The 21,542-nt window shown below is 64.0% G+C and carries 16 protein-coding genes and 1 pseudogene; 9 read left to right on the top strand and 8 right to left on the bottom strand.

The window, feature by feature from the left end; all coding sequences use genetic code 11:
• The first annotated feature begins 205 nt into the window (after positions 1 to 205).
• Together ABD906_RS10795 and ABD906_RS10790 are read left to right on the top strand one after the other, a co-directional pair.
• Positions 206 to 535 (top strand): hypothetical protein, encoded by a 330-nt coding sequence (locus ABD906_RS10795; protein ID WP_345099414.1) that lies wholly within the window; start codon positions 206 to 208, stop codon positions 533 to 535.
• Between the two features lie 617 nt (positions 536 to 1,152).
• Positions 1,153 to 2,130 (top strand): hypothetical protein, encoded by a 978-nt coding sequence (locus ABD906_RS10790; protein ID WP_345099413.1) that lies wholly within the window; start codon positions 1,153 to 1,155, stop codon positions 2,128 to 2,130.
• Between the two features lie 51 nt (positions 2,131 to 2,181).
• Here the strand turns inward: ABD906_RS10790 and ABD906_RS10785 are convergent, their stop codons facing one another.
• Together ABD906_RS10785 and ABD906_RS10780 are read right to left on the bottom strand one after the other, a co-directional pair.
• Positions 2,182 to 3,024, bottom strand: coding sequence for a transglycosylase SLT domain-containing protein (locus ABD906_RS10785; RefSeq protein WP_345099412.1), 843 nt, complete (start codon positions 3,022 to 3,024; stop codon positions 2,182 to 2,184).
• A gap of 151 nt (positions 3,025 to 3,175) precedes the next feature.
• The gene (locus tag ABD906_RS10780) at positions 3,176 to 4,435 is read right to left on the bottom strand and encodes a D-amino acid dehydrogenase (protein ID WP_345099411.1); all 1,260 of its coding nucleotides are present in this window, start codon (positions 4,433 to 4,435) and stop codon (positions 3,176 to 3,178) included.
• A 181-nt stretch (positions 4,436 to 4,616) separates the two neighbouring features.
• Here ABD906_RS10780 and ABD906_RS10775 point away from each other — a divergent pair, with 181 nt between their 5' ends.
• The gene (locus tag ABD906_RS10775) at positions 4,617 to 5,066 is read left to right on the top strand and encodes an Lrp/AsnC family transcriptional regulator (protein ID WP_345099410.1); all 450 of its coding nucleotides are present in this window, start codon (positions 4,617 to 4,619) and stop codon (positions 5,064 to 5,066) included.
• Between the two features lie 165 nt (positions 5,067 to 5,231).
• On the opposite strand, the gene ABD906_RS10770 is transcribed toward ABD906_RS10775, so the two are convergent.
• The 4 genes from ABD906_RS10770 to ABD906_RS10755 form a co-directional block, all read right to left on the bottom strand.
• Positions 5,232 to 6,569, bottom strand: a complete 1,338-nt coding sequence (locus tag ABD906_RS10770) for an HlyD family type I secretion periplasmic adaptor subunit (RefSeq protein WP_345099409.1) — start codon at positions 6,567 to 6,569, stop codon at positions 5,232 to 5,234.
• A 6-nt stretch (positions 6,570 to 6,575) separates the two neighbouring features.
• On the bottom strand, positions 6,576 to 8,666 hold the full coding sequence (locus tag ABD906_RS10765) for a type I secretion system permease/ATPase (RefSeq protein ID WP_417282019.1): 2,091 nt from the start codon (positions 8,664 to 8,666) through the stop codon (positions 6,576 to 6,578).
• A 372-nt stretch (positions 8,667 to 9,038) separates the two neighbouring features.
• Positions 9,039 to 11,027 (bottom strand): hypothetical protein, encoded by a 1,989-nt coding sequence (locus ABD906_RS10760; RefSeq protein WP_345099407.1) that lies wholly within the window; start codon positions 11,025 to 11,027, stop codon positions 9,039 to 9,041.
• 118 nt (positions 11,028 to 11,145) lie between these two features.
• Positions 11,146 to 12,885, bottom strand: a complete 1,740-nt coding sequence (locus ABD906_RS10755) for a hypothetical protein (RefSeq protein WP_345099406.1) — start codon at positions 12,883 to 12,885, stop codon at positions 11,146 to 11,148.
• Between the two features lie 543 nt (positions 12,886 to 13,428).
• On the opposite strand from ABD906_RS10755, the gene ABD906_RS10750 reads away from it, so the two are divergent.
• Complete coding sequence (locus ABD906_RS10750) at positions 13,429 to 13,902, top strand: hypothetical protein (RefSeq protein WP_345099415.1); 474 nt, start codon at positions 13,429 to 13,431, stop codon at positions 13,900 to 13,902.
• Positions 13,903 to 13,956: 54 nt separating this feature from the next.
• Here ABD906_RS10750 and ABD906_RS10745 read toward each other — a convergent pair whose 3' ends face one another.
• On the bottom strand, positions 13,957 to 14,988 hold the full coding sequence (locus tag ABD906_RS10745) for an AbrB family transcriptional regulator (protein WP_345099405.1): 1,032 nt from the start codon (positions 14,986 to 14,988) through the stop codon (positions 13,957 to 13,959).
• Between the two features lie 345 nt (positions 14,989 to 15,333).
• Between ABD906_RS10745 and ABD906_RS10740 the strand changes: the two genes are divergently transcribed.
• Positions 15,334 to 15,744: a RidA family protein gene (locus ABD906_RS10740; RefSeq protein WP_345099404.1), complete on the top strand. Its 411-nt coding sequence runs from the start codon at positions 15,334 to 15,336 to the stop codon at positions 15,742 to 15,744.
• 22 nt (positions 15,745 to 15,766) lie between these two features.
• On the opposite strand, the gene ABD906_RS10735 is transcribed toward ABD906_RS10740, so the two are convergent.
• Positions 15,767 to 17,179, bottom strand: a complete 1,413-nt coding sequence (locus ABD906_RS10735) for a helix-turn-helix domain-containing protein (RefSeq protein ID WP_345099403.1) — start codon at positions 17,177 to 17,179, stop codon at positions 15,767 to 15,769.
• Positions 17,180 to 17,307: 128 nt separating this feature from the next.
• Between ABD906_RS10735 and ABD906_RS10730 the strand changes: the two genes are divergently transcribed.
• The 4 genes and pseudogenes from ABD906_RS10730 to ABD906_RS10715 form a co-directional block, all read left to right on the top strand.
• On the top strand, positions 17,308 to 17,886 hold the full coding sequence (locus tag ABD906_RS10730) for a biotin transporter BioY (protein WP_345099402.1): 579 nt from the start codon (positions 17,308 to 17,310) through the stop codon (positions 17,884 to 17,886).
• Positions 17,886 to 19,418, top strand: a complete 1,533-nt coding sequence (locus ABD906_RS10725; RefSeq protein WP_345099401.1) for an acyl-CoA carboxylase subunit beta — start codon at positions 17,886 to 17,888, stop codon at positions 19,416 to 19,418. The genes ABD906_RS10730 and ABD906_RS10725 overlap by 1 nt, the downstream gene beginning before the upstream one ends.
• Positions 19,419 to 19,426: 8 nt before the next feature.
• The gene (locus ABD906_RS10720) at positions 19,427 to 21,436 is read left to right on the top strand and encodes an acetyl-CoA carboxylase biotin carboxylase subunit (protein WP_345099400.1); all 2,010 of its coding nucleotides are present in this window, start codon (positions 19,427 to 19,429) and stop codon (positions 21,434 to 21,436) included.
• A gap of 1 nt (position 21,437) precedes the next feature.
• Positions 21,438 to 21,542 (top strand): annotated as a pseudogene (locus ABD906_RS10715) (electron transfer flavoprotein subunit beta/FixA family protein); the annotation flags it as partial.

Here is a 21,542-nt window from a genome sequence, read left to right as displayed (position 1 = left end):
TTCGTGACGATCTCGTCGGGCTTGTGTCGCTTGTTGGCCATTGTGGTCCTCCTTCATGGTCAAAACCATACTTCAAGGTGGACCCGTTCAATGGGGGTGGATCAAAACGGATGACGGCGGTATCGCCAGGGTAGTCGCCACATTGTCCGCTTCGACCTTTCGGGGCGAGGGTGGGCATTCAGAAAGTGGCAGAAAGGCCTCGGCCTTGGCCAAAATCGTGGAATGGGGGCAGGAGGCAGGCGAGCCGGGTGATTGGGTGGTCGGGATGAGTGCTTCGGTACATCAGCGTGTGAGGGAGGAGGAACCTGACGGTGATCGCGATATCGGCCAATACCAGTGCGAATCCGATGGCTCGAGTGTCACGCTCAGCGTGAGCGTACCGGTACGGGTGGGGGAGGGGGCCGATATTGCGCATGAAGGCAGCGGGAGTGAATCTGTGCCGATTCTGTCTATTCTCGGGCAGCTGATCTCATTGCTGCCGTCACAGAGCGAACCTCTTGCTCTGGATGAAGGTTCCGCTCTGCCGGTCATCTGAACAGCAATACAGGCCGGGGGATTTCCCCGGCCTTTGTTTCCGGTTCTTGTCATGTCTTTTGTGTCTGCACGCTTACCCATCAGTCGTCGCATTGACCAGTGAGTCTGGCTTCGTCGGTCGTGCTTTCACCGCGCGGATGTAACGCACGCCACGACCCGTTGGACGGACTTCCCGGTATCGGCGGGTAAGGAGCTCATCCTTTCTCGTTCGGCCTGCCCCGCTTGCCCTTTCTGAATGTGCGCGTTGACGCAGTTCCTGTCCCGCTTTCCGTGTTGGGGCGGTGCGATTGCCGCCTGGCTATGGGAATGATTGACGTCGGGAAGCGTCAATCAATGTCTCGTCATCTGAACGGAAATAATTCTAGCTGTAATTCTTTTATATTCAAGCGATCCAGACAAGAATGGTATCGTATCAATCTGTTTATGTAGGTATTGTTATTGTTTTTGTGGATTGGGTAAATGAGTAAAGATCAGTTGATACCTTTCAATAATGCGACCTGTGGGTGCGAGGGCAGTGGAGGAGATAGCCTTTCCGATACGTCGTTCGCTGGCTCGACAATTGTCCTCTGTGACGTCAGAAGGGCTGACGGTGGGCCGGAATATGCGATCGGAGAGGGAGTGGCTGCGACGGACGGGAGTTTCACCGTCGGGATTCGGCACATGGAATTAAACTCGAACCCCGTCGAGATTGTCATTGCGAATTCGGCCATCACTCTTGGCAGGCAGATCTTCCACGCCCGTAAAGGAGCCGATGCCCGCTCGGAGGGGGCAGAAGGCTCCTTCCAGGCTCTCCGATCACGCGGTGAGGATGCTTTCGCCGGTGCCGGGTCAGACGTGAGCGTGCTGGAGCCGGCCGGGGCCGCGGAGCGGTCGCATGAGTCCCTTGCAGGTCAGCCAGCGGACCTGCCCTGGCATGATCCGCGGGAGGAATCTCCTGAAGACGCTCCTCCCGCGTTCGATGCGGTGGGGAAGGCTGAGGATGCCGGAACCGCGTTTGACGCAACTGTTGCGGAGCACCTGCCCACAGACGGCTGTGAGGTGACGCTCGGAGGCGCCTCCCATTTCGTAGGCAAGCGCTCAGTGCCGGAGGACACCGGCGCTGATCACGCCGGCACCGATGACGCCGGCACTGACACCGCGAATGCGGAAGAGGTTTCGCAGGACGACACAGCTTTGTCGGTTGCGAAGCAGGTGGATCCTGGCACCGCGTTCTCTGCTACGGGAGACAACCTGGCGGACGCGTCCGGTAACACCGCCGCCTCCGTCGGCCAGGAGGTCCCGGACGACGGCCAGCGTGAGGAACTCCGCGTGGCGTTGGCCAAGCGGTCTGTGCCTGAAAGTCCGGATGATGCGCCGACGCCGGCTGGGGACGGATTAGCCGTTGGCGATCGCGAGATCGGTCATTACCGGGGCAACGAAGGGGCATCGGGTACCACGTATGGCATGAGGGCGGTCGGAACGGCCGGGCAGCCGAAGGTTGAGCGAGCCGGTGTCGATCTCGAGTCTGCCCCGGAATTCTATTCTGTGGGAATGCGAATCCCTACGTTGTATGAGCGCATGGCCCTGGAAGACGCTCCATCCATGCCGGTCATCTGACGTTTCGCGGCCGGGGAGTCTCCGCGGCCGCTTCATTCTCGCCCTTCATCTTCAGTTCTTGAGCACCACGCATGCGCCGCCATCGCTGCGGATGCGCTGGCAGATGCGTTCGGCTTCCGGCCGGGTGTCCGCACCGATCCGCACGGCGTAGATGCCGCGACGCCCACGGCCGGACCGCGGCAGGCTGACGACCGGCTCGTGCTGCTGCAGCGCTCTGATGCGCCGTTTTGCCCGCTCCCACATGCGGATCGCCACATCCCGCCGGAAATGCCCGACCACCTGGATGCCCCAGGGCTTGGTGTGGATGCTGGCCATTGGGGCGATTGCTGCTGCCGTCACGGGAAGCGCCGCGCACGCTTGTGGAAACGGTTTCTCCGGATCAAGAGGCGGCACATCGTCCTCCCTGCTGCCGATGAAGCTGTCGGCTGGGCGGCCTAGGATATGGAGCACGTAGGTCTCCGTCTCGAGCGGCAGAAAACCGCCCCTGTCCAGCCAGCGCCGCACGCGCGCCTCCCCGGCATTGTAGGCGGCCGCCGCAAGGCCGAGGTTGCCGAACCGCTGCCGCAGCTCCGCCAGGTAGGCGGCGGAGGCGGCGAGCGCCTTCTCCATGTCGAACGGATCGTCGAGGCCGCGCAGCCTTGCCGTTCCCGGCATGAACTGCGCAATGCCTTCCGCTCCCTTGGGGCTCACAGCATTGGGATCGAACAGGCTTTCCTTCCAGATCAACCGGGCAAGGAAGTCCGGCGGCAGGCCGTGTCGCGTGCTCGCCTCAAGAAGGAGGGCGCAGACCCGGCCCACGTGCGCCTGCTTGTCAGGCACAGTCTCTGCCGCCGCTTGTCCGAGCCCGAGAACCACTCCGCACCAGATCACACGCGCAAGGTTTCGTAGCAGCATCGGCATTGGCCCCACAGCCTTCCGCAAGAAGGATGAGGTACGCTCTGGTGCCTGTCAAATGCCCGTGGAAGCGAAGTGAGGACCGGCGGCCGGACGGCATGGCCGCCCGCGCTTTTTCTCGGCACAATGAAGAAGTGCGCTCGCCAGTCCCTTACGCGCCATAGCGCGACAGGGCGAGATCGGCGGTCTCGATCTCCGGTTTGATGCCGCTGATGATGTCTGCGAGCACGCGGCCGGAGCCGCAGGCCATCGTCCAGCCGAGCGTCCCGTGCCCCGTGTTTATGTACAGGTTGGGGTATCGGGTGGTGCCGCCGACGATCGGCGTGGAATCCGGCGTCATCGGGCGTAGGCCCGTCCAGAACTGCGCCTGGCTGAGGTCGCCGGCCCCCGTGAACAGGTCGTTCACCGAGAGCTCAAGCGTCTCCCTGCGGTTCCGCGGCAGGTCGAGGTTGAAGCCGGCGATTTCCGCTGTGCCACCCACGCGGATGCGGTCGCCAAGGCGGGTGATGCCGGTCTTGTAGGTCTCGTCCATCACGGTGGAAACCGGCGCTTTCGCCTCGTCCACGATCGGCACGGTGATGGAATAGCCCTTCACCGGGATGACCGGAATGCGCAGGCCCAGCGTCTTCAACATGGCAGGCGTGTAACTGCCGAGGGCGGCAACGAAGGCATCCGCCTCGAATTCTCCCGCCGAGGTGACGACTGACCGGATCCGGCCACCCTCCGTTGCCAGCCGCTCGATTGTTACTTCCGTCCTGAACTCGACGCCAAGGCCGCGCGCGATTTCGGCCAGAGCATTGGTGAACTTGAAGCAGTCGCCCGTCTCGTCATCGGGGAGCCGCAGGCCGCCGACGATCTTGTCGCGCGATCCGGCAAGGCCGGGTTCCACGCGCACGCAGCCGTTCCGGTCCAGCATCTCGAAGGGCACCCCGTCCGCCTCCAGCACGCGCAGGTCCTTGGCCACATCGTCAACCTGCTTCTCGGTGCGGAACAGCTGGAGCGTTCCGAGGGAGCGGTGGTCGTATTCGATCCCCATATCGGCACGCAGCTGGCGCAGGCAGTCGCGGCTGTATTCGGCAAGCCGCACCATGCGCCCCTTGTTGACAACGTAGCGCGCCTTTGTGCAGTTCCGCAGCATGGCGAGCAGCCACGGCGCCGCCTTGACCGCCGCGCCCGGCCGGATGACCAGCGGCGCGTGCCGCATGAACATCCACTTGGCCACCTTCATCGGAATGTCGGGTGCCGCCCACGGCGTCGAATAGCCCGGCGAGATCTGCCCTGCATTGGCGAAGCTCGTCTCCAGGGCAGGACCGGCCTCGCGCTCGATCACTGTCACCTGATGGCCCGCCTTTGCGAGGTAATAGGCTGTGGTGGTTCCGATAACGCCCGCGCCGAGAACGATGACTTTCATGCTGCTAGCCTGGACTCGTTTTCGGGGAACCGTGCTTCCCCTGTGGAATTGACCTAAACATAGTGAAGATCCTTCGGAATTTCCTGCAATTCTGTCGTCGAAAATGCTATTTGTGTACCGTTTATTGAAATCTTCTTCGACGCCATGAACAAACGTTTGAGTTTCGCGCGGAGGCAGTCTCATGCGGGCACTTGACCAGGTCGACCGGCACATCCTGCGCGTTCTGAAGCGCAACGCCCGTATCAGCAACGCCGATCTTGCCGCCGAGGTGGGGCTGTCGCCTTCCGCCTGCCTGCGGCGTGTGGCGATCATGGAGCGCGAGGGCGTCATCCGCGGCTATACGGCGCTGGTGAACGACCAGGAGGTGGAAAAGTCGATCGCCGTGATCATCCAGATCACCCTGGAGCGGCAGACGGAGGAATACTTTCGCCGGTTCGAGACGGAAGTGCGCAAGCATCCCGAGATCCGCGAGTGTTACCTGATGACGGGCGGCGCCGATTATCTCTTGCGTGTCAATGTGGCCAATGCCGCGGATTTCGAGCAGATCCATCGGGGGACACTGGCGGTACTGCCGGGGGTGTTGCGTGTGCAGTCCAATTTCGCCATCCGCAATGTGCTGGCCCGCAGTTGAGGCGCGCTGAATGACGCGATGAATGGAAGCAGGCACGAGCTGCGGGACTCCCGCTCCGCTGTTCTCCGGTCTCCGTGGGACGAACCGGAACGCAGGACATGATGTCGCCGTCTGCCTGAACGCTGTCAGGCAGACGGGCGTCACGCAGCAGTGTTTCCGGCTTGCCTACTGCTCCGTGAACGCACGCGACATCGAGTCTTGGATGGGCTTCACGAGATAACTGAAGAATGTGCGTTCCGCGGTCTGGATGAGGACTTCCGCTGGCATGCCCGGCGTCGGGCGGAAGCCGCGCACCCGTTCGAGCTCCGAGGCGGGCAGCTCGATGCGGGCAATGTAGAACTCCTGGCCGGGTGAGTTCTGCCCGGCGGGCAGGGCGTCCGCCGAGACATAGAACACCTTGCCGTGCAGCACGGGCGTTGTCCGCTGATTGAGCGCGACGAGGCGGATGGTGGCGTTCTGGCCCACCCGGACGTTGTCGATCTCTGTCCGCTTCACCTGCGCCTCGATGATGAGCGGCACGTCGGCGGGGAGGATCTCCATGATCGGCTTGCCGCTTTCGATCACTCCGCCGGGCGTGTGGTAGTAGGACCGCACGACCGTTCCGGCCACCGGCGCGTCGATCGTCGCGCGCCTCAGCACCGTGTTGGCTTCGTGCTCCTGCTCGCGCACCGTGTCGAGCTCAGCCTGCACCTCCTGAAGTTCCTTGAGCGCCGCTTCGCGCTGTACGCCCTTGGTCTGTTCGATCTCCTGCTGGAACTTCACGACCTGCGCACGCGTCTCGGCCACCTGGGCGCTGAGCTGTCCAAGCTGGCCGATCGCTTGGGCGATGGCCCTTTGCAGCGCCATCACCTCCGTGGCCCGCAGCAAACCCTTCTTCTGCAGGGCCTTCTTGCCCTCCAGCTCCTGGTTGAAAAGCTCGAGCTGCTCCCGCATGGCCTTCTCGTGTTCGGCATAGCCCTCGGCGCGGAACTCCAGCGAGCGGATGCTCTGCTCGAGAATGCTGGTCTCGTTGTTGAGCTTCTCGCGCCAGACGTGGAAGGCCAGTTGCTGCGACTCCACCATCTCGCGGATTTCCGGATCGTCCATGGCTTCCTCGACGGAAGCCGGCAGCTGGAACGTGCCCTCGTCACCGATCTGCGCGGTGAGCCGCGCGGCCATGGTCTCGAGCCGCAGGCGGCGCAGGTAGAGCTGCCGCTGGCGCGCCCGCGCGGCTGTCTCGTCCAGCTTGATCAGCGGCTGGTTGAGCGCCACCTGGTCGCCTTCGCGGGCCAGGATGTGCTGGATGATGCCGCCCTCGTAGTGCTGGACGATCTTGTTCTGTCCCGTGGCCACGAAACGGCCCTGGGTGATGACCGCGGCGGCGAGCGGTGCGGTGAACGCCCAGATGCAGAAGCCGCCGAAGCACACGATAAGCAGGACGAAGCCCACCATGGCCGGCTTCCGGATCGAGCGTGGAACCTCTGCGTACCATTCCGTTGCGCTGGCGTAAGTCAGGTCCGTCATGGTTGTCTACTCGATCTGCTGGTGACCAAAGGAACCGGTGCCGGCGTCGAGCGGCATGCCTCTGCTCGCGAGCGCCTGCAGTACGTCGTTGCGGGCACCGAACAGTGCCACCGTGCCGTTGACGAGCAGAAGCACCTTGTCCACCTGCTGCAGCAGCGACGGGCGCTGCGTGATGGTGACGACTGTGATGCCGTTTCCCTTCGCGTGCTGAAGCGCGCGCATCAGCGCGAGATCGCCGGCGCTGTCCAGATTGGAGTTGGGCTCGTCCAGCACCACGAAGCGCGGATTGCCGAAGAAGGCGCGGGCGAGCGCGATGCGCTGCTTCTGACCGCCTGAAAGCGGTGAGCCGTCCGCCGCCACCACAGTTTCGTAGCCGTGTGGGAGGCTCGCGATCATCTCGTGCACGTCGGCCAGCGCTGCGGCTTCGTAGATCTGCTGGTCCGACGCGTCCGGTCGCATCCGCGCGATGTTGGCCTTGATCGTGCCGGGGAACAGCTGCACGTCCTGCGGCAGGTAGCCGATGTTCTCGCCAAACTGCCGGTGGTCCCAGTTGCGCAGGTCCATGAGGTCGAGCCGCACGTTGCCCGAAGTGGGCAGGATGGAGCCGACCAGCATCTTGCCGAGCGTCGTTTTGCCGGCGCCGGAATTTCCGATGATGGCGAGCGACTCGCCGGGCTTTAGCGAGAAGGTAACGCCGTTGAGCACCACCCGCTTGGTTCCCGGCGGCACGTAGAGCAGGCGTTCCACGTCAAGCCGGCCCTCGGGCTTGGGCAGCTTCAGGCGCTCGAAATTGAGCGGCGAGGAATTGAGTAGGCTGGTGATGCGCTGGTAGGCCGCCCGGGACTGGCTGAACTGGTTCCAGCCCTCGATGGCGCCTTCGATCGGGGCGAGCGCTCGCCCGCCGATGATCGAGGCTGCGATCACCATGCCGCCGGTAATTTCTCCTTGGATGGCCAGAAACGCGCCCCATCCGAGCATTGCCACTTGCGTCAGAAGCCGCGCGGCCTTGGAAATGGAGGCGAAGAGGACATTGCGGTCCTGCGCGGCCACCTGGTGGGTGAGTGAAGCTGCCGTGTCCTTCCCCCAGATGCCTACGGCCTCCGGGATCATCGCCAGCGCGTTGATGATCTGCGAATTGCGCGACATGGAGTCGAGATGCAGGTTCGCCTTCACCTGCGCGGCGTTGGCCTCGCTGAATGGCTTCGCCGTCGCCCGTTGGTTCAGGAGCGTGATGGCGAGCAGGATCACCGCCGTCAGCACCACCAGCCAGCCGAGATGCGGGTGGATCAGAAAGATCGCAAGCACGAAGAGCGGCGCGATCGGCGCGTCGAGGAAGGAAAGCAGCGTCCGCGACACCAGGAACGAGCGCACCTGCTGGAGGTCCCCGAGCGTCTGATATTCCTTCCCGTTGCTGTGGAGCGCTGCCCGCGCTGCCGCGCTCAGCACCGGCGCGCCGAGCTGTGCGGCGAACTCCACGGCCGTTCGCATCAGGATGACGCGTCGCACAGCGTCGAAGGCCGCCTGCAACAGGATGGCACCGACGATGACGATCGTCAGCATGATCAGCGTGTCGGTGGACTGGCTGGTGAGCACCCGGTCGGAAATCTGGAACAGATAGATCGGGATCGCCAGCACCAGCACATTGCAGGCCACGGTAAACACCATCACGATCGCCAGGTTATGGCGGATCGTGCGCATCGCCGACTTTAGGACGGCGGTGAACTCGATCGGCGTCAGGCGCTGGTGGAAGGTGCTTTTCGTGGGCGAACCGGGGCCGCCGCCGCCCTTTCCGCCACTGGCGGGTGAGGGCGGTTTGCGCGCCATGATGGGGCCGTTGTCCCCGTCAATCGTGATCATCCCTTCGGGCTGGCGCCGTGCTTCCGCCTGCGGGCCCTGGCCCGTTCGTGCCTGCTGTGCCTCTCCTGTCAGGATCTCGACCTTGGAAGCGGTAGCAGTCGCCGTTGCTGTTGCTGTTGTTGTTGTTGTTGCGGTCTCTTCGGGTCGCTCCCTCGGCTGTGGAGAGGGCTGTGCCGCCTGCCGGGAAACCTGCGTCCCCTGCGGAGCGGTTGTGGCGGAGGCACGCCACAGGCCCGGCATGGGCGAGAAGGGGATGTGAAAATTCGTGGCCCGTCCGCACATGGCCGTCTTGAGGGAAGCCTGCGCCGTGGGGCCGGGGGCGGCCCGTCCTTTGCCGCCAAGCGTCTTTGAGGTTGCGGAAGCTCCGGCCGCCGGTTTGCCGGCAGCGGCTGCGGCCATCCGGTCCACGGTTGCCGCGTCGCGAAGTTCCCCCAGTGCATTGTCAAGACTTTTCAGCTCTTCTTCGATTTCCGGGTCAAGTGCCTTCAGGGCTTCTGCCAGCGACCGGGTGTGACTGCCGTTTCCGGCTCCGTTGCCGGGAAGCTTGTCACTTTGATTTCCGGACATGTGCATACCTCGGTTGTGACCACGCGGACATGGCGCCTTAGGCGCTCAGGCGAGCATGCTCTGGACGCCGTCGTCGTAATGGACGTGGGGGTTGAGTTCGCTGTTGCCGGAATAGGGGTCGCTGTCGCTGCCATCCAGGTCGTCGCTCAGGAACGCGACTGCCTCGTTCACCAGCGCGTCGGGGTCTTGCCAGCCGAACTCCGGCGACGTGCTGATGATATCGGCCTGGACGAGCAGCTCCTGGGAATATTGCTGTCCGCCGACATAGGTGATGCCGAGCGAATCCATGTCGGTGATTGCGGCCAGGTTGATGAGGGCATTGTTGCCCGTGGTGATGGTCCAGTCGCTGGTGTCGAAGAAGCCTGACTCGTTCATGGCGAGCGCCAGCTGATCGGCATCGCCCAGTATGTTGACCTGCCGGATCGACTGAATGTCGAAGAGGTTGCCATCGATGTAGAGAACCCGCAGGGCAGGCGCGTCCGCGAACATCGGATCGTTGAGCAGGGCATTGGGCGAAAAATCGCCGTCGATCATCTTCTGCACGGCATCGCGGTACTCGTCCGGCATCGTCTGGAAGCGGTCGGCTCCGCCGATGTTGTAGATGTGCGCCTCGTTCCAGAGCAGGTTGCCGGATGTGTCGTGGACACCCTGGCCGGACGTGTGGAAGCCTTCGACCGTGCCGACGAGGTCGTTGTCATACAGCACGTTCATCTGCTGAATGACGTTTATGTCGTAGACCGAGCCGCCGACCACGATCAGGTCATAGGCAGTGCCGAGCTCGTATATCGATATGGTGTTCACCGCCGTATTGTTGCCGGCATAGATCTTGGTCGTGACGCCCGAGGATGAGGCGATGCCGATGTCGTTATCCGACTGGAAGGTGAACTGCTGCATCCAGTTCACGATCATCAGGTCGCCCTCGATGGTCTTGACGACCCAGTGCTCGGGGAAGAAGGACGCCGACGCCTGCCCGCTCGTCCCTTCCTCCAACGGATCGACGCGCTGGAAATTGGCGATGTTGAAGGTCTCGGTGCTGCTCTCCTGATGCCATGCCTCGAGCATGGCGCTGACCGAGTCCTGGTCCGCGTAGGCGTTGACCTGCGTGATGACGTTGAGCTCGGTGTGATCGCCCGCCACTGCCATCACCGGACTTCCGGTCCATAGGTTGGTGAGCACCGCGCTGTTGATCAGCGTGTTCTGGCCCATCTCGATGGTGACCGACTGGTCGACCACGACGATCCCGTCGTCCGTGAGCTTGGCGTTCTTCGGCAGCGGATCGCCGATGCTGGGAAGGGCTTCCAGCCGTGCGTCGAGCGAGAAGAAGTCATCCAGGTTGGGGGCTTCCTCGACCAGCTGCCCGTTCACATAGGTGCCGGTGATGACCGTGTCGTTGTGGATGAATACGTTGTCCGGGGCCGCATCGGGATCCATGCGCTCCACATAGTCGCGCAGCGCGCTGGCGAATTCCTTGAGCGCCTCGGGGCTGCCCGGAACATCGGAGCCGGGATTGAAGAGCATCTCGCTGGCTTCGGCCGCGAGCTTCAGCACGGCTTCGTTGCCGACCGGGGGAGGCGAAAACTTGAGGCCATTTCCACCGACGCTGAAATAATCGTCGTCGGAGAGGCCGATCATTTGGTTGATGTAGTTGGCGACGGACCCCAGCGTCGGAATGTCGGGAAGAATGAGCTGTTGCCCGAAGACCGTTGCGCTCGCTCCCGCCTTGTAGGCGGCCTGCTGGGAAACGCCAGCGTCAGGCGCCGCGATGTCGACCTCGATCTTCTGGAACGGCAGGAACGAGACGTTGCCCTTGACGATCTCGATGGTCGATGGCTGCCAATTGACGCCGGGGACGAAATCCTCGAGCTTGTGCGAAACGGTGAAGCTCGCGTTGATGTCGGGCAGGGTGCCATCGTCGGCAAGCAGGCGGGAGGCAAGGAACTCGTCGTACATCAACCGCTCTCGCGCATCCTCCACGATTGTGCCGAACAGGCCGATGAAGTGAGCGATGGCTTCCGACGTCTTGTCCAAAAGCATGGTCTCGTCCTCCCTGGGACGGAGTCACCGTCATTTCTTATCGTTATCTAACTGGGGGAATTGCGCGGTCGCCCGCGCAATTCCTGGGTATTGGCGATTCAGGTGTTGAAGTCGTTGATCAGGCTGATGCGTCGTCGTCCTCGCCGATAACCGTGCTGGTGAGGTCGCCGCCTACAACGGTCATGTCGACCGCGTTCTGCTGCAGGTTGGCACCCATCACGATGTGCTGGTTGAAGGCGCTCGTATCGATGACCGCATCGGCGCTGGCCGTGCTGTAGCCGTTGATGAAGGCGTCGTCGCCGACATTGGATCCCCACATGCCGCCGTCGCCGCCAGCACCGCCGTCACCGGTGAAGGCTACACCGCCGGCCCCGCCATTGGCGCTGCCGCCAGCTGCCCATCCCGTGAGGGCGCTGCCACCGAGTCCGGTCGACCATGCGCCGCTGAGCGCTTCTGCGCCTGCGCCGCCCATGGAAGCCGCATCGCCACCGTTGCCGCCGGCAGACATCGCGGCTCCGCCGATCGTGTCGCCGATGGCCGAGAAGCCACCCGTGCCACCCGAGGCCGCACCGCCATCACCGCCGGTGCCAACACCGCTGCCGTTAGCGCTTGCGTTAGCGGAGGCTACGCCGCTCCCCGCGCCGCCGAAGCCGCCATCGCCGGCCGTGGTTGAGCCGCCGTTGCCGCCTGCGCCGCCGGTTGCGTTACCGGAGTTGCCGGCAGTGTTGTCGCCACCGGTCACGTCGCCGAACGGCAGGTTCAGGCCGAGCAGGCCGCCAAGGCCGAGGCCGATCGAGCCTGCATCGCCAGCGTCGGTCGCTGCGCCGCCGTCACCGGAGTCTCCGGTCGCGCCGCTGCCGCCATTGGCTCCGTCGGCATCGCCGCCGGCTGCGCCTGCACCGCCGAGGCCCGCGCCGAGACCAAGGCCGAGGCCGAGACCCAGGCCCAGACCGGCGCCATAGCCGCCAGCGCCACCCGTGCCGCCTTCGCCGCGGCCGCCTTCAGAAGATGCGCCGTTGCTGGTGCTGCTGGTGGCATTCGAGGCGCCGCCGTAACCGCCGGTCGCAGCGCCTGCGCCGCCGGCACCGCCAGAGGCTGTGCTTGTGGCTGCTCCGCCGGAACCGTTGCCAGCGGTTGCGCCGCCGCTGAAGGCATCGCCGAAGTTCTTGGCGAAACCGCCGTTGGCGTTCGCATCGCTGCCGCCATCGCCGCCGCTGCCACCGGCGTCAATGCCGTCCGAGGCAAAGGCGTGGCCGCCATTGGCTGCCAGGTCCTGCTGGAAGTGGTCGTTGTTCTTGACCTCGGCGTTCTTGAGGTAGTCGTCGTCCGAGATGTTGGCGATCTGGTTGATCGCGTTGCCAACATCGTTGCCGCTTCCGGTCAGCGCGCCGTTCAGCACGTTCTCGAAGTTGACGTTGAACATCTGCTCGATCTTGGCCTGATCGTGCAGATCGATGTCGGCAAAGTCGTCGTCGCTCGGCTCGTAGCCGGTGAGATCGACGGCAACGCCCACGTCAACCGTGGTGGTATTCAGGTTGGCATTGGCGTTGAGATTGCCGTTCGCGTTGAAGTTGCCATTGGCATTCAGGCCAACGCTGGAGCTATGCGCGCCAGCACCGGCCCCGGCAACTGCGCCGGCCCCAGCCCCCGCCAGGCCGACGCCCAGGCCCGCGCCAGCGCCGAGACCCACGCCGGCTCCGAGAGAATCGGAACTGGAGCTGGTGTCAGTGGTGCTGGTTTGATCCTGGGACTGAGTCTGGTCCTGCGTTTGGGTCTGGTCTTGTTCCTGAGACGGGTCGCCGGAATACGGTCCTTTACCCTTAGGATCGTAGTAGTTGTTATATCTGGACTTACCCATGGTCTTCACCTCCGGTAAGAACCGCTACGGCATGACCCCAATTCATCTCCTCTGGGGACTTTCGCCGTGCGGATGTTGATGTGAGGGTGATTGCGTGGCCGCTGTTTTCACAGGCGGCGCTTCATGCACGTCTGATCCATGGTTTGCTGTGCTCTCCTCCCTTTGCTCGTTGAGCCGGAAGATCACGGCGATGCTGCTTGACTGCCACGGTTCCCCATTCAGTGCCCCAACACGTCCGTGTGCAGAGCAGGCAGCCGGTCCGAGCCGGATCTTCGAGGAGGGAGTGTGACGGTTGCATTTCCGGGACATAAGATCGCAGTTGGGTGTACACCCCCTGTGCGGTCACCCGTAATTGGGCGGCTTTGGGGGGGTGCCCTCCCGCTTTCGAGGTGTGGCAGCCGGCCGCGCCTACCACCTTCGGCTGATTTGCGCGGCACTGCGTCTGGAGTACTCTTCTGCAGGTAACAGGATAGGCCGATGGACCTGCAAACACGCACGAGCCGCCCGCAAGATCAGGCAAACGGCACCCGCAAGGGTGTTTCCATGCAGGATATCCTCCTGCTGATCGGTCAGCTGAACTACACCTGGACCAATACCGAGAGCCTTCTGATCTATCTGATCGCCGGCCTGGCACGTGTGGACAAGGAGACGGCGATCGTCATCTTCCTAACGCTCAACACCACCCGTGCGCGCATCGATCTGGTCGAGCGGCTTGCCAAGATGTCGAAGACGCCGCAGCCGCTGCGCGAGGAAATCCTGGCGCTGACCTCGAGCCTCGGCCGCGAAGCGGCGTTGCGCAACAAGTTCAACCACTGCATTTACTCCTTCGACCCGGAGAGCGGGCAGGGCGTGACGCAGCTCATGCGCATCTTCGAGGACAAGAGCGAGATCAAGTACGGCAAGGTCGAGCGTCTGGACGACAGGGAGATAGCCCGCATCCAGACCTGCATCTCCTCCATCACGGCGATCAACCGGCGGATATGGGCGCTCGTCCGCCGCCACGGCTTCCCCGTCTGAGATCAGGCTCGAACGGCAGGCCCGTATGTTCCGGGTGAGGCCGCTTTCCGGGCGTTATTCGCTATCTTTCCCGGGCACGAGGCGTCCTGCCATGACGGGCGCGCCGACCACGACCGTCACCACGCGCGCGACGTGGTGCAGAACCACGAAGCCGAGGTCGCCGCCCGTCACGATGGCCAGCACCGCCATTTCCGCCTGGCCGCCCGGCGCGAAGGAGAGGAAGGCTTCCACGCCCGGCGCGCCGCCTACCCAGTGGGCGATAGAGGTGAAGATTGTGGTGAGCACCGCGAGCACCAGCGCGAACGCCACGCCCGCCACCACGTCGTGCCGCAGTTCCTGCATCGTGGTGCCCACGTAGTGGACGCCGATGCCGGTGCCGACGAAGAACTGCGCAAACAGGATCGCCTCCGACGGCGGGCGGAAATGCAGCACGCCCAAGATCGACAGAAGACCGGAGAGCAGGAACGGCCCCAGGATCGAAGCGCCGAACAGCCTGAGCTTCACGGCGATCTGCCAGCCGGCGACGGCTGCCACCGCCATCACCGCAAGCTCATAGATGGGCATGTCCCAGATGTGCGTGCCGATGGGTCGGTTGAACTCCACCCCGTAGAGCCTTGATAGCAGCACCGGGATGACCGTGGTGAGAATCAGCAGGCGCGAGGCCTGCACCAGCGAGATGCTGCGGGCGTTTCCGCCGGCTTCCTTGCCGAGGATCACCATGTCCTGAAGTCCGCCCGGCATGGAGGCGAAATAGGCCGTGGCCCGGTCATAGCCGAAGACTTTGATGAAGAACGGCATGCCCACCGCACCGATCACCGCCACATAGATCGGCACCATGATCAGCGTCGGCGCCATTTCCGGCATTTTCGCGAGCAGAGCCGGCGTGATGCTGGCGCCGATGGCGACGCCCAGGATGGTGCGCGCGCCGACGCTGAACGGCTTTGACGCCTTGAGCCGGACGCCCGCCAGCGCCGCGATCAGGCAGGCCGCCATGGGACCGAACAGAAAGGGCAGGGGCAGATTGAATACCTCGAAGAACAGAACCCCCACGGCCGCGATGACCATTGTGAGGGCAGTGCGCTTCAATCCGTCTCTATCTACCTTGATTGGCATGGCCTCAGGCTTTCGGGTGTGGTCCGCCGGAGCAGGGACCGGGTTGGGAGCAGCGACCATCGGTGCGGAGGAGGGGGAAACCGGAGTATCCGATCCTGGCGGACCGCGGTGCTGATGCGTGTGAGGGCGGATTACTCGTTTGCCGGCGTCGGAGCAACCGCCAGCAATGCAAGGGTCGTTGCGACCCGGTCATGGCTCGCGCCGTAGCGGCTGCATCGGAGCGGCCGGATGCCTTCGGATCATGGCCATGAGCTTCCGCTTGACGGGCTCCGGCGCTTGCTCCATCACGGGTCGGCGCAATCAAGAGGGGCAGGCACCATGACCGAACAGTCACCGACGCTTCAGCATCTCCTTCCCGGGGACATGCCCCCGCCCTTTGCCTCCTATAGCCACGGCGTGGTCGTGAAGGCCGGGGCGGATCTGGTGTTCTGCTCGGGCCAACTGGGCATTCGCCCCGGCCAGCCGGTTCCCGAGGATGCGGGCGAGCAGGCCGAACTCTGCTTCCGCAACGTCCAGTCCATCCTGGAAGCGGCCGGCATGTCCCTGACGGACGTCGTCCGCATCAACTCCTACGTCACCGACCGGGCCTACATGCAGCCCTACATGGCTGTCCGCGACCGGCTCTTCCCGAAACCGTCGCCCGCCTCGACCCTCATGATCGTCTCCGGCTTCAGCCGCGAGGAGTTCAAGGTCGAGGTCGAGGTCATCGCCGCCCGCAGCCGCGGGTGATCGGGCGCAGCCCGACCTTGCCCTACGGAATGATGTAGGGCTGGATCGACCGGCTGTTCGGCGGGATCGACAGCTTTGCCTTGAGCGGCGGCACGGCGCGCTGCGGACAGTTCGTGCGCTCGCAGATTCGGCACGAAATGCCGATCGGCTCGAACATGTCCTGATTGTTGAGGTCCAGCCCGTCCGCGTAGACGAAGTCCTTCGCGTAGGAAACCTCGCAGCCGAGCGCGATGGCATAGCGCCGGTGCGGCGCCCGGTAGCCGCCGACCGTCTTGTTGATCTCCGTGGCGATGGAGAGGTACCGGACCCCGTCCGGAGTCTCCGCGAGCTGGCGGATGATCTTTCCGGGCGTCTCGAAGGCCTGGTGCGCGTTCCATAGCGGACAGGCCGCGCCGAACCGCGCGAACTGCAGCTTCGCCGCCGAATGTCGCTTGGTGATGTTGCCCGCCCGGTCGATCGTGGCGAAGAAGACCGGCACCCCTTTCATGCCCGGTCGCTGCAAGGTCGAAAGCCGGTGCGAGACCTGCTCGAGGCTGGCCCCGAAGCGCGCGGCCAGCAGCTCAAGGTCATGCCGCAGCTCCTTCGCGGAGGTCATGAAGACCTGATAAGGCAGGATCAGGGCCCCGGCGAAATAATTCTGCAGGCCGATCTTGCAAATCTCCGCCGCCTCGGTGGTGCGGAAGTCGGCATTGGTGATGACTCGCTGGATCGCCTCCTGCTGTTCGAGCGCGGCGATCTGGTAGGCCATCTGGAACGTGCGCGTGGCGGGCGGCGAATAGGAGTTGAGGAACAGCACGCGTGCCTGCGGGTCGAAACGCCTCAGGAAGTCGTCGCCCGGCGGTGCCCGCATGATCCGCACGCCATGCGTCTTTTCCAGATATTCGGCGATCGCCGCTTCCGCGTTCCGTTCCGGCAGGCCGAGCTGTCCGGCCAGCTGTTCGGCAGCCACGTCGAGGTCGTGGATGTAGTTGTCGACGAAGTGGAAGAAGTCGCGGACTTCCTCGAAGGCCGTCGGCTCGGTGAGCACGCTGGACCGGCCGAGCTGGTTGTCGAAACTCGCCAACTGTTCGCTGGTGCGCCGGTAGGCCTGGTGGCAAGCCAGCAGCGAGTGGGCGAAGCCCGGCGCGTTCTGCACCACCAGCTTCAGTTCCTGCAAGCTGGGCGAATAACCGCCGAAGATGGGATCCGCGAGCGTTTCCACAAGCGCGGAAAGCAGACGGTCGTCATCGCCCGATGCGAGCGAACTGATATCCACCTGGAACTTTTCCGCCAGCGCCAGCAGCACGGCGGCGGACACGGGCCGCTGGTTGTTTTCTATCTGATTGAGATAACTGGTGGAAATGCCGAGACGCTCGGCGAACGCCGCCTGCGTGAACCGGTTGGCCTCGCGCAGGTCGCGCACCTTTCGGCCGATGAAGAGCTTGCCGTAGGACATTTGCAATTTCGCAATTTGCTATTCGCAATTATTAAGCCTCCACCTATGCACAATTTCAAGTCTATAAATTTTTCAGCGTCTGCATATGCAGGGGAGAATTCATTTTCTTCTCCCGTCATGGAGCGCAAATGATCCTCTATGAATCCGTACTGGGACCCCGCAGCCGCTCGGCGCTGGCACAGGCAGGTCTCATCATTGGCGGTTCGCTGCTGCTGGCGGTGTCCGCCAGGATTTCCGTTCCGTTCTTCCCCGTTCCGATGTCCATGCAGACCCTGGCGGTGATTGCGCTTGGCATGTTCCTGGGGCCGGTGCGCGGTGCGGCCGCCGTTCTCGCCTATCTGGCAGAGGGTGCCGCTGGCCTTCCGGTCTTCGCGGGCGCGCCCCAGCAGGGCCTGGGACTCGCCTATATGGCCGGTCCCACGGGCGGTTTCCTCGTGGGCTTCGTGCTTCAGGCCCTCGTTGCCGGTGCGCTGTTCCGCCTTGGTGCCGGACGCAGCGTCCTCACTGCCGTTCTGGCGGGGCTTGTGGCGGGTGCGGCGGTTTATCCCACCGGCCTTCTTTGGCTCGGTTTCGTGATCGGCTTTGACAAACCGCTGTTGGCTATGGGCCTGTTTCCCTTTATTCCGGGTGACATCATGAAGGCGGCGCTGGCCGCCCTGCTCTTCGTGGCAGGAAGCCGCGTCCGCGCCGAACGGGAGGAGAATTGATGCGGGCCGTTCTGGAACAACTGGAGGAGCGCCGCAAGCAGGCGCGCCTTGGCGGCGGCCAGCGCCGCATCGATGCGCAGCACGCGAAAGGCAAGCTTACTGCCCGCGAGCGCATCGAGGTGCTGCTCGACGAAGGCTCTTTTGAAGAATTCGACATGTTCGTCACGCACCGCGCGACGGACTTCGGCATGGCCGAACAGAAGATCGCCGGCGATGGCGTGGTGACCGGCTGGGGCACCATCAACGGCCGCCAGGTCTATGTCTTCAGCCAGGATTTCACCGTCCTCGGCGGTTCGCTGTCCGAGACCCATGCCCAGAAGATCTGCAAGATCATGGACATGGCCATGAAGAACGGCGCGCCCGTCATCGGCCTCAACGACTCCGGCGGCGCCCGCATCCAGGAGGGTGTGGCCTCGCTCGCGGGCTATGCCGAGGTCTTCAAGCGCAACGTGGACGCCTCTGGCGTCATCCCGCAGATTTCGGTCATCATGGGCCCCTGCGCCGGCGGTGCGGTCTATTCCCCGGCCATGACCGATTTCATTTTCATGGTGCGCGACTCCTCCTACATGTTCGTCACCGGCCCCGACGTGGTGAAGACCGTCACCAACGAGATCGTCACGGCCGAGGAGCTGGGCGGCGCGACCACGCATACCAAGAAATCCTCCGTCGCCGACGGCGCCTATGACAATGACATAGAGGCACTCGAAGGCGTCCGCCGCCTGTTCGACTTCCTGCCGCTCAACAACCGGGCGCAGCCGCCGGTCCGGCCCTTCTACGACGATCCGTCCCGCGTCGAGATGGCGCTTGACACGCTCGTCCCGGACAGCCCGACCAACCCTTACGACATGAAGGAGTTGATCAACGCGCTGGCCGATGAGGGCGACTTCTTCGAGATCCAGGAAGCCTTCGCCAGGAACATCATCACCGGCTTCATCCGCATGGAAGGCCAGACGGTGGGCGTGGTTGCCAACCAGCCGATGGTTCTCGCCGGCTGCCTGGACATCGACGCCTCCCGCAAGGCGGCCCGCTTCGTCCGCTTCTGCGACGCCTTCAACATTCCGATCCTGACGCTGGTGGACGTGCCGGGCTTCCTGCCGGGCACTGCGCAGGAGTATGGCGGCGTCATCAAGCATGGCGCCAAGCTTCTCTTCGCCTACAGCCAGGCCACGGTACCGATGGTGACCCTGATCACCCGCAAGGCCTATGGCGGCGCCTATGATGTCATGGCTTCCAAGCACATCGGCGCGGACATCAACTACGCCTGGCCGACCGCCGAGATCGCCGTGATGGGCGCCAAGGGTGCGGCGGAGATCCTTTATCGCTCCGAGTTGGGCGATCCCGAGAAGATCGCCCGCCGCACGGCCGAATATGAGGAGCGGTTCGCCAACCCGTTCAAGGCTGCGGAGCGTGGTTTCATCGATGAGGTGATCATGCCGCACTCGTCGCGCCGCCGCATCGCCCGCGCCTTCGCCGCCCTGCGCAACAAGCGGGTCGAAAGCCCGTGGAAGAAGCACGACACGATCCCGCTATAGGCTGAACGATGTTCAAGAGGATCCTCATTGCCAACCGCGGTGAAATCGCCTGCCGCGTCATCAAGACAGCCAGGAAGCTCGGCATCGCGACCGTCGCCGTCTATTCCGACGCCGACCGCGACGCCCTCCATGTCCGCATGGCTGACGAGGCCGTCCACATCGGCCCGCCGCCTGCCAACCAGTCCTACATCGTGATCGACAAGATCCTTGATGCGATCCGCCAGACCGGCGCGGACGCCGTCCATCCGGGCTACGGCTTTCTCTCGGAGAACCCGCTCTTCGCGGATGCGCTGCGCGCCGAGAACGTGACCTTCATCGGTCCGCCCCCGTCGGCCATCGGGGCCATGGGCGACAAGATCACCTCGAAGAAGCTCGCGGCCGAGGCCGGCGTCAACACCGTTCCCGGCCACATGGGCCTGATCGAGGACGCCGACCACGCCGTGGCGATCGCTCGTTCCATCGGCTATCCGGTGATGATCAAGGCCTCCGCCGGCGGTGGCGGCAAGGGCATGCGTATTGCCTGGAACGACGAGGAGGCCCGCGAAGGCTTCCAGCTCTCGCGCAACGAGGCGAAGTCCTCCTTCGGCGACGACCGCATCTTCATCGAGAAATTCGTCACCCAGCCGCGCCACATCGAGATCCAGGTCCTGGGCGACCTGCACGGCAACGTGATCTATCTCGGCGAGCGCGAGTGCTCGATCCAGCGCCGCAACCAGAAGATCATCGAGGAGGCCCCGTCTCCGTTCCTGGATGAGGCTACCCGCCGGGCCATGGGCGAGCAGGCGGTGGCCCTTGCCAGGGCCGTGGGCTACGCTTCCGCCGGCACGGTCGAGTTCATCGTCGATGGCGACCGCAACTTCTACTTCCTCGAGATGAACACCCGCCTGCAGGTCGAGCATCCGGTGACGGAGCTGATTACGGGCCTCGACCTCGTCGAGGAGATGATCCGCATCGCCGCCGGCGAGCCGCTGCGCATCCGCCAGGAGGACGTGAAGCTCAACGGCTGGGCCATCGAGAGCCGTCTATATGCGGAGGATCCGTACCGCAACTTCCTGCCCTCCATCGGCCGTCTGCGCCGCTACCGGCCGCCGGTGGAAGGCCAGCATGCGGATGGTGCCATCGTCCGCAACGACACGGGTGTCTTCGAGGGCGGCGAGATCTCGATGTACTACGACCCGATGATCGCCAAGCTCTGCACCTGGGGCCCGGATCGCCTCTCCGCGATCGAGGCCATGTCGCGCGCGCTGGACGATTTCGAGGTCGAGGGCATCGGCCACAACCTGCCGTTCCTGGCCGCCGTCATGCGTCAGGATCGCTTCCGGGAGGGTCGGCTCACGACCGCCTACATCGCCGAGGAATTCCCCGAGGGCTTCAAGGGTGTGGCGCCCGGTCCCGAGGAGGTACGCAAGCTCGCGGCGGTGGCCGCGGTCATGCACATCCGCTCGGAAAGGCGGGCCGTACAGATCTCCGGCGCCCTCGCCAACCACGCCCGCCGCGTGGCGGACGAATGGGTCGTCACCCTCGCGGGCCATGAGCTGCCCGTGAAGGTCGAGGATGCCGGCGAGGACACGATGAACGTTTCCTTCGCGGATGGCGTTGTGACCGTAGCCAGCGACTGGCTGCCCGGCCGCACCCATGCCGTCTTCACGGTCGGCGGCGAGCGCATGGGCGTGAAGACGGGCACCAACGGCTCGGGTTCCGGCTGGCGCCTGCGCTGGCGAGGCATTGACGTGGTCGCCCGGGTGCGCAGCCCGCGCGTCGCCGAGCTTGCCCGCCTGATGCCGGAAAAGCTGCCGCCGGACACCTCGAAGATGCTTCTGTGTCCGATGCCGGGCGTCATTACGTCGATTGCCGTGAAGGTCGGCGACACTGTGGAGGAGGGACAGGTTCTCTGCACCGTGGAAGCGATGAAGATGGAAAATGTGCTTCGCGCCGAGCGTCGCGGGGTCGTGAAGCTCATCAGCGCCGAACCGGGAAAGAGCCTGGCCGTGGACGAACTGATCATGGAGTTCGAGTGATATGAAAGTCCTTGTTCCCGTGAAGCGGGTTATAGATTCGAATGTGAAGCCGCGTGTGAAGGCGGATGGGTCTGGTGTTGATCTTGCCAACATCAAGATGGCGATG

It is taken from the genome of Chelativorans composti (genome assembly GCF_039541695.1).
Lineage (GTDB): Bacteria > Pseudomonadota > Alphaproteobacteria > Rhizobiales > Rhizobiaceae > Chelativorans > Chelativorans composti.
This window is presented reverse-complemented; position numbering and strand designations above follow the sequence as displayed.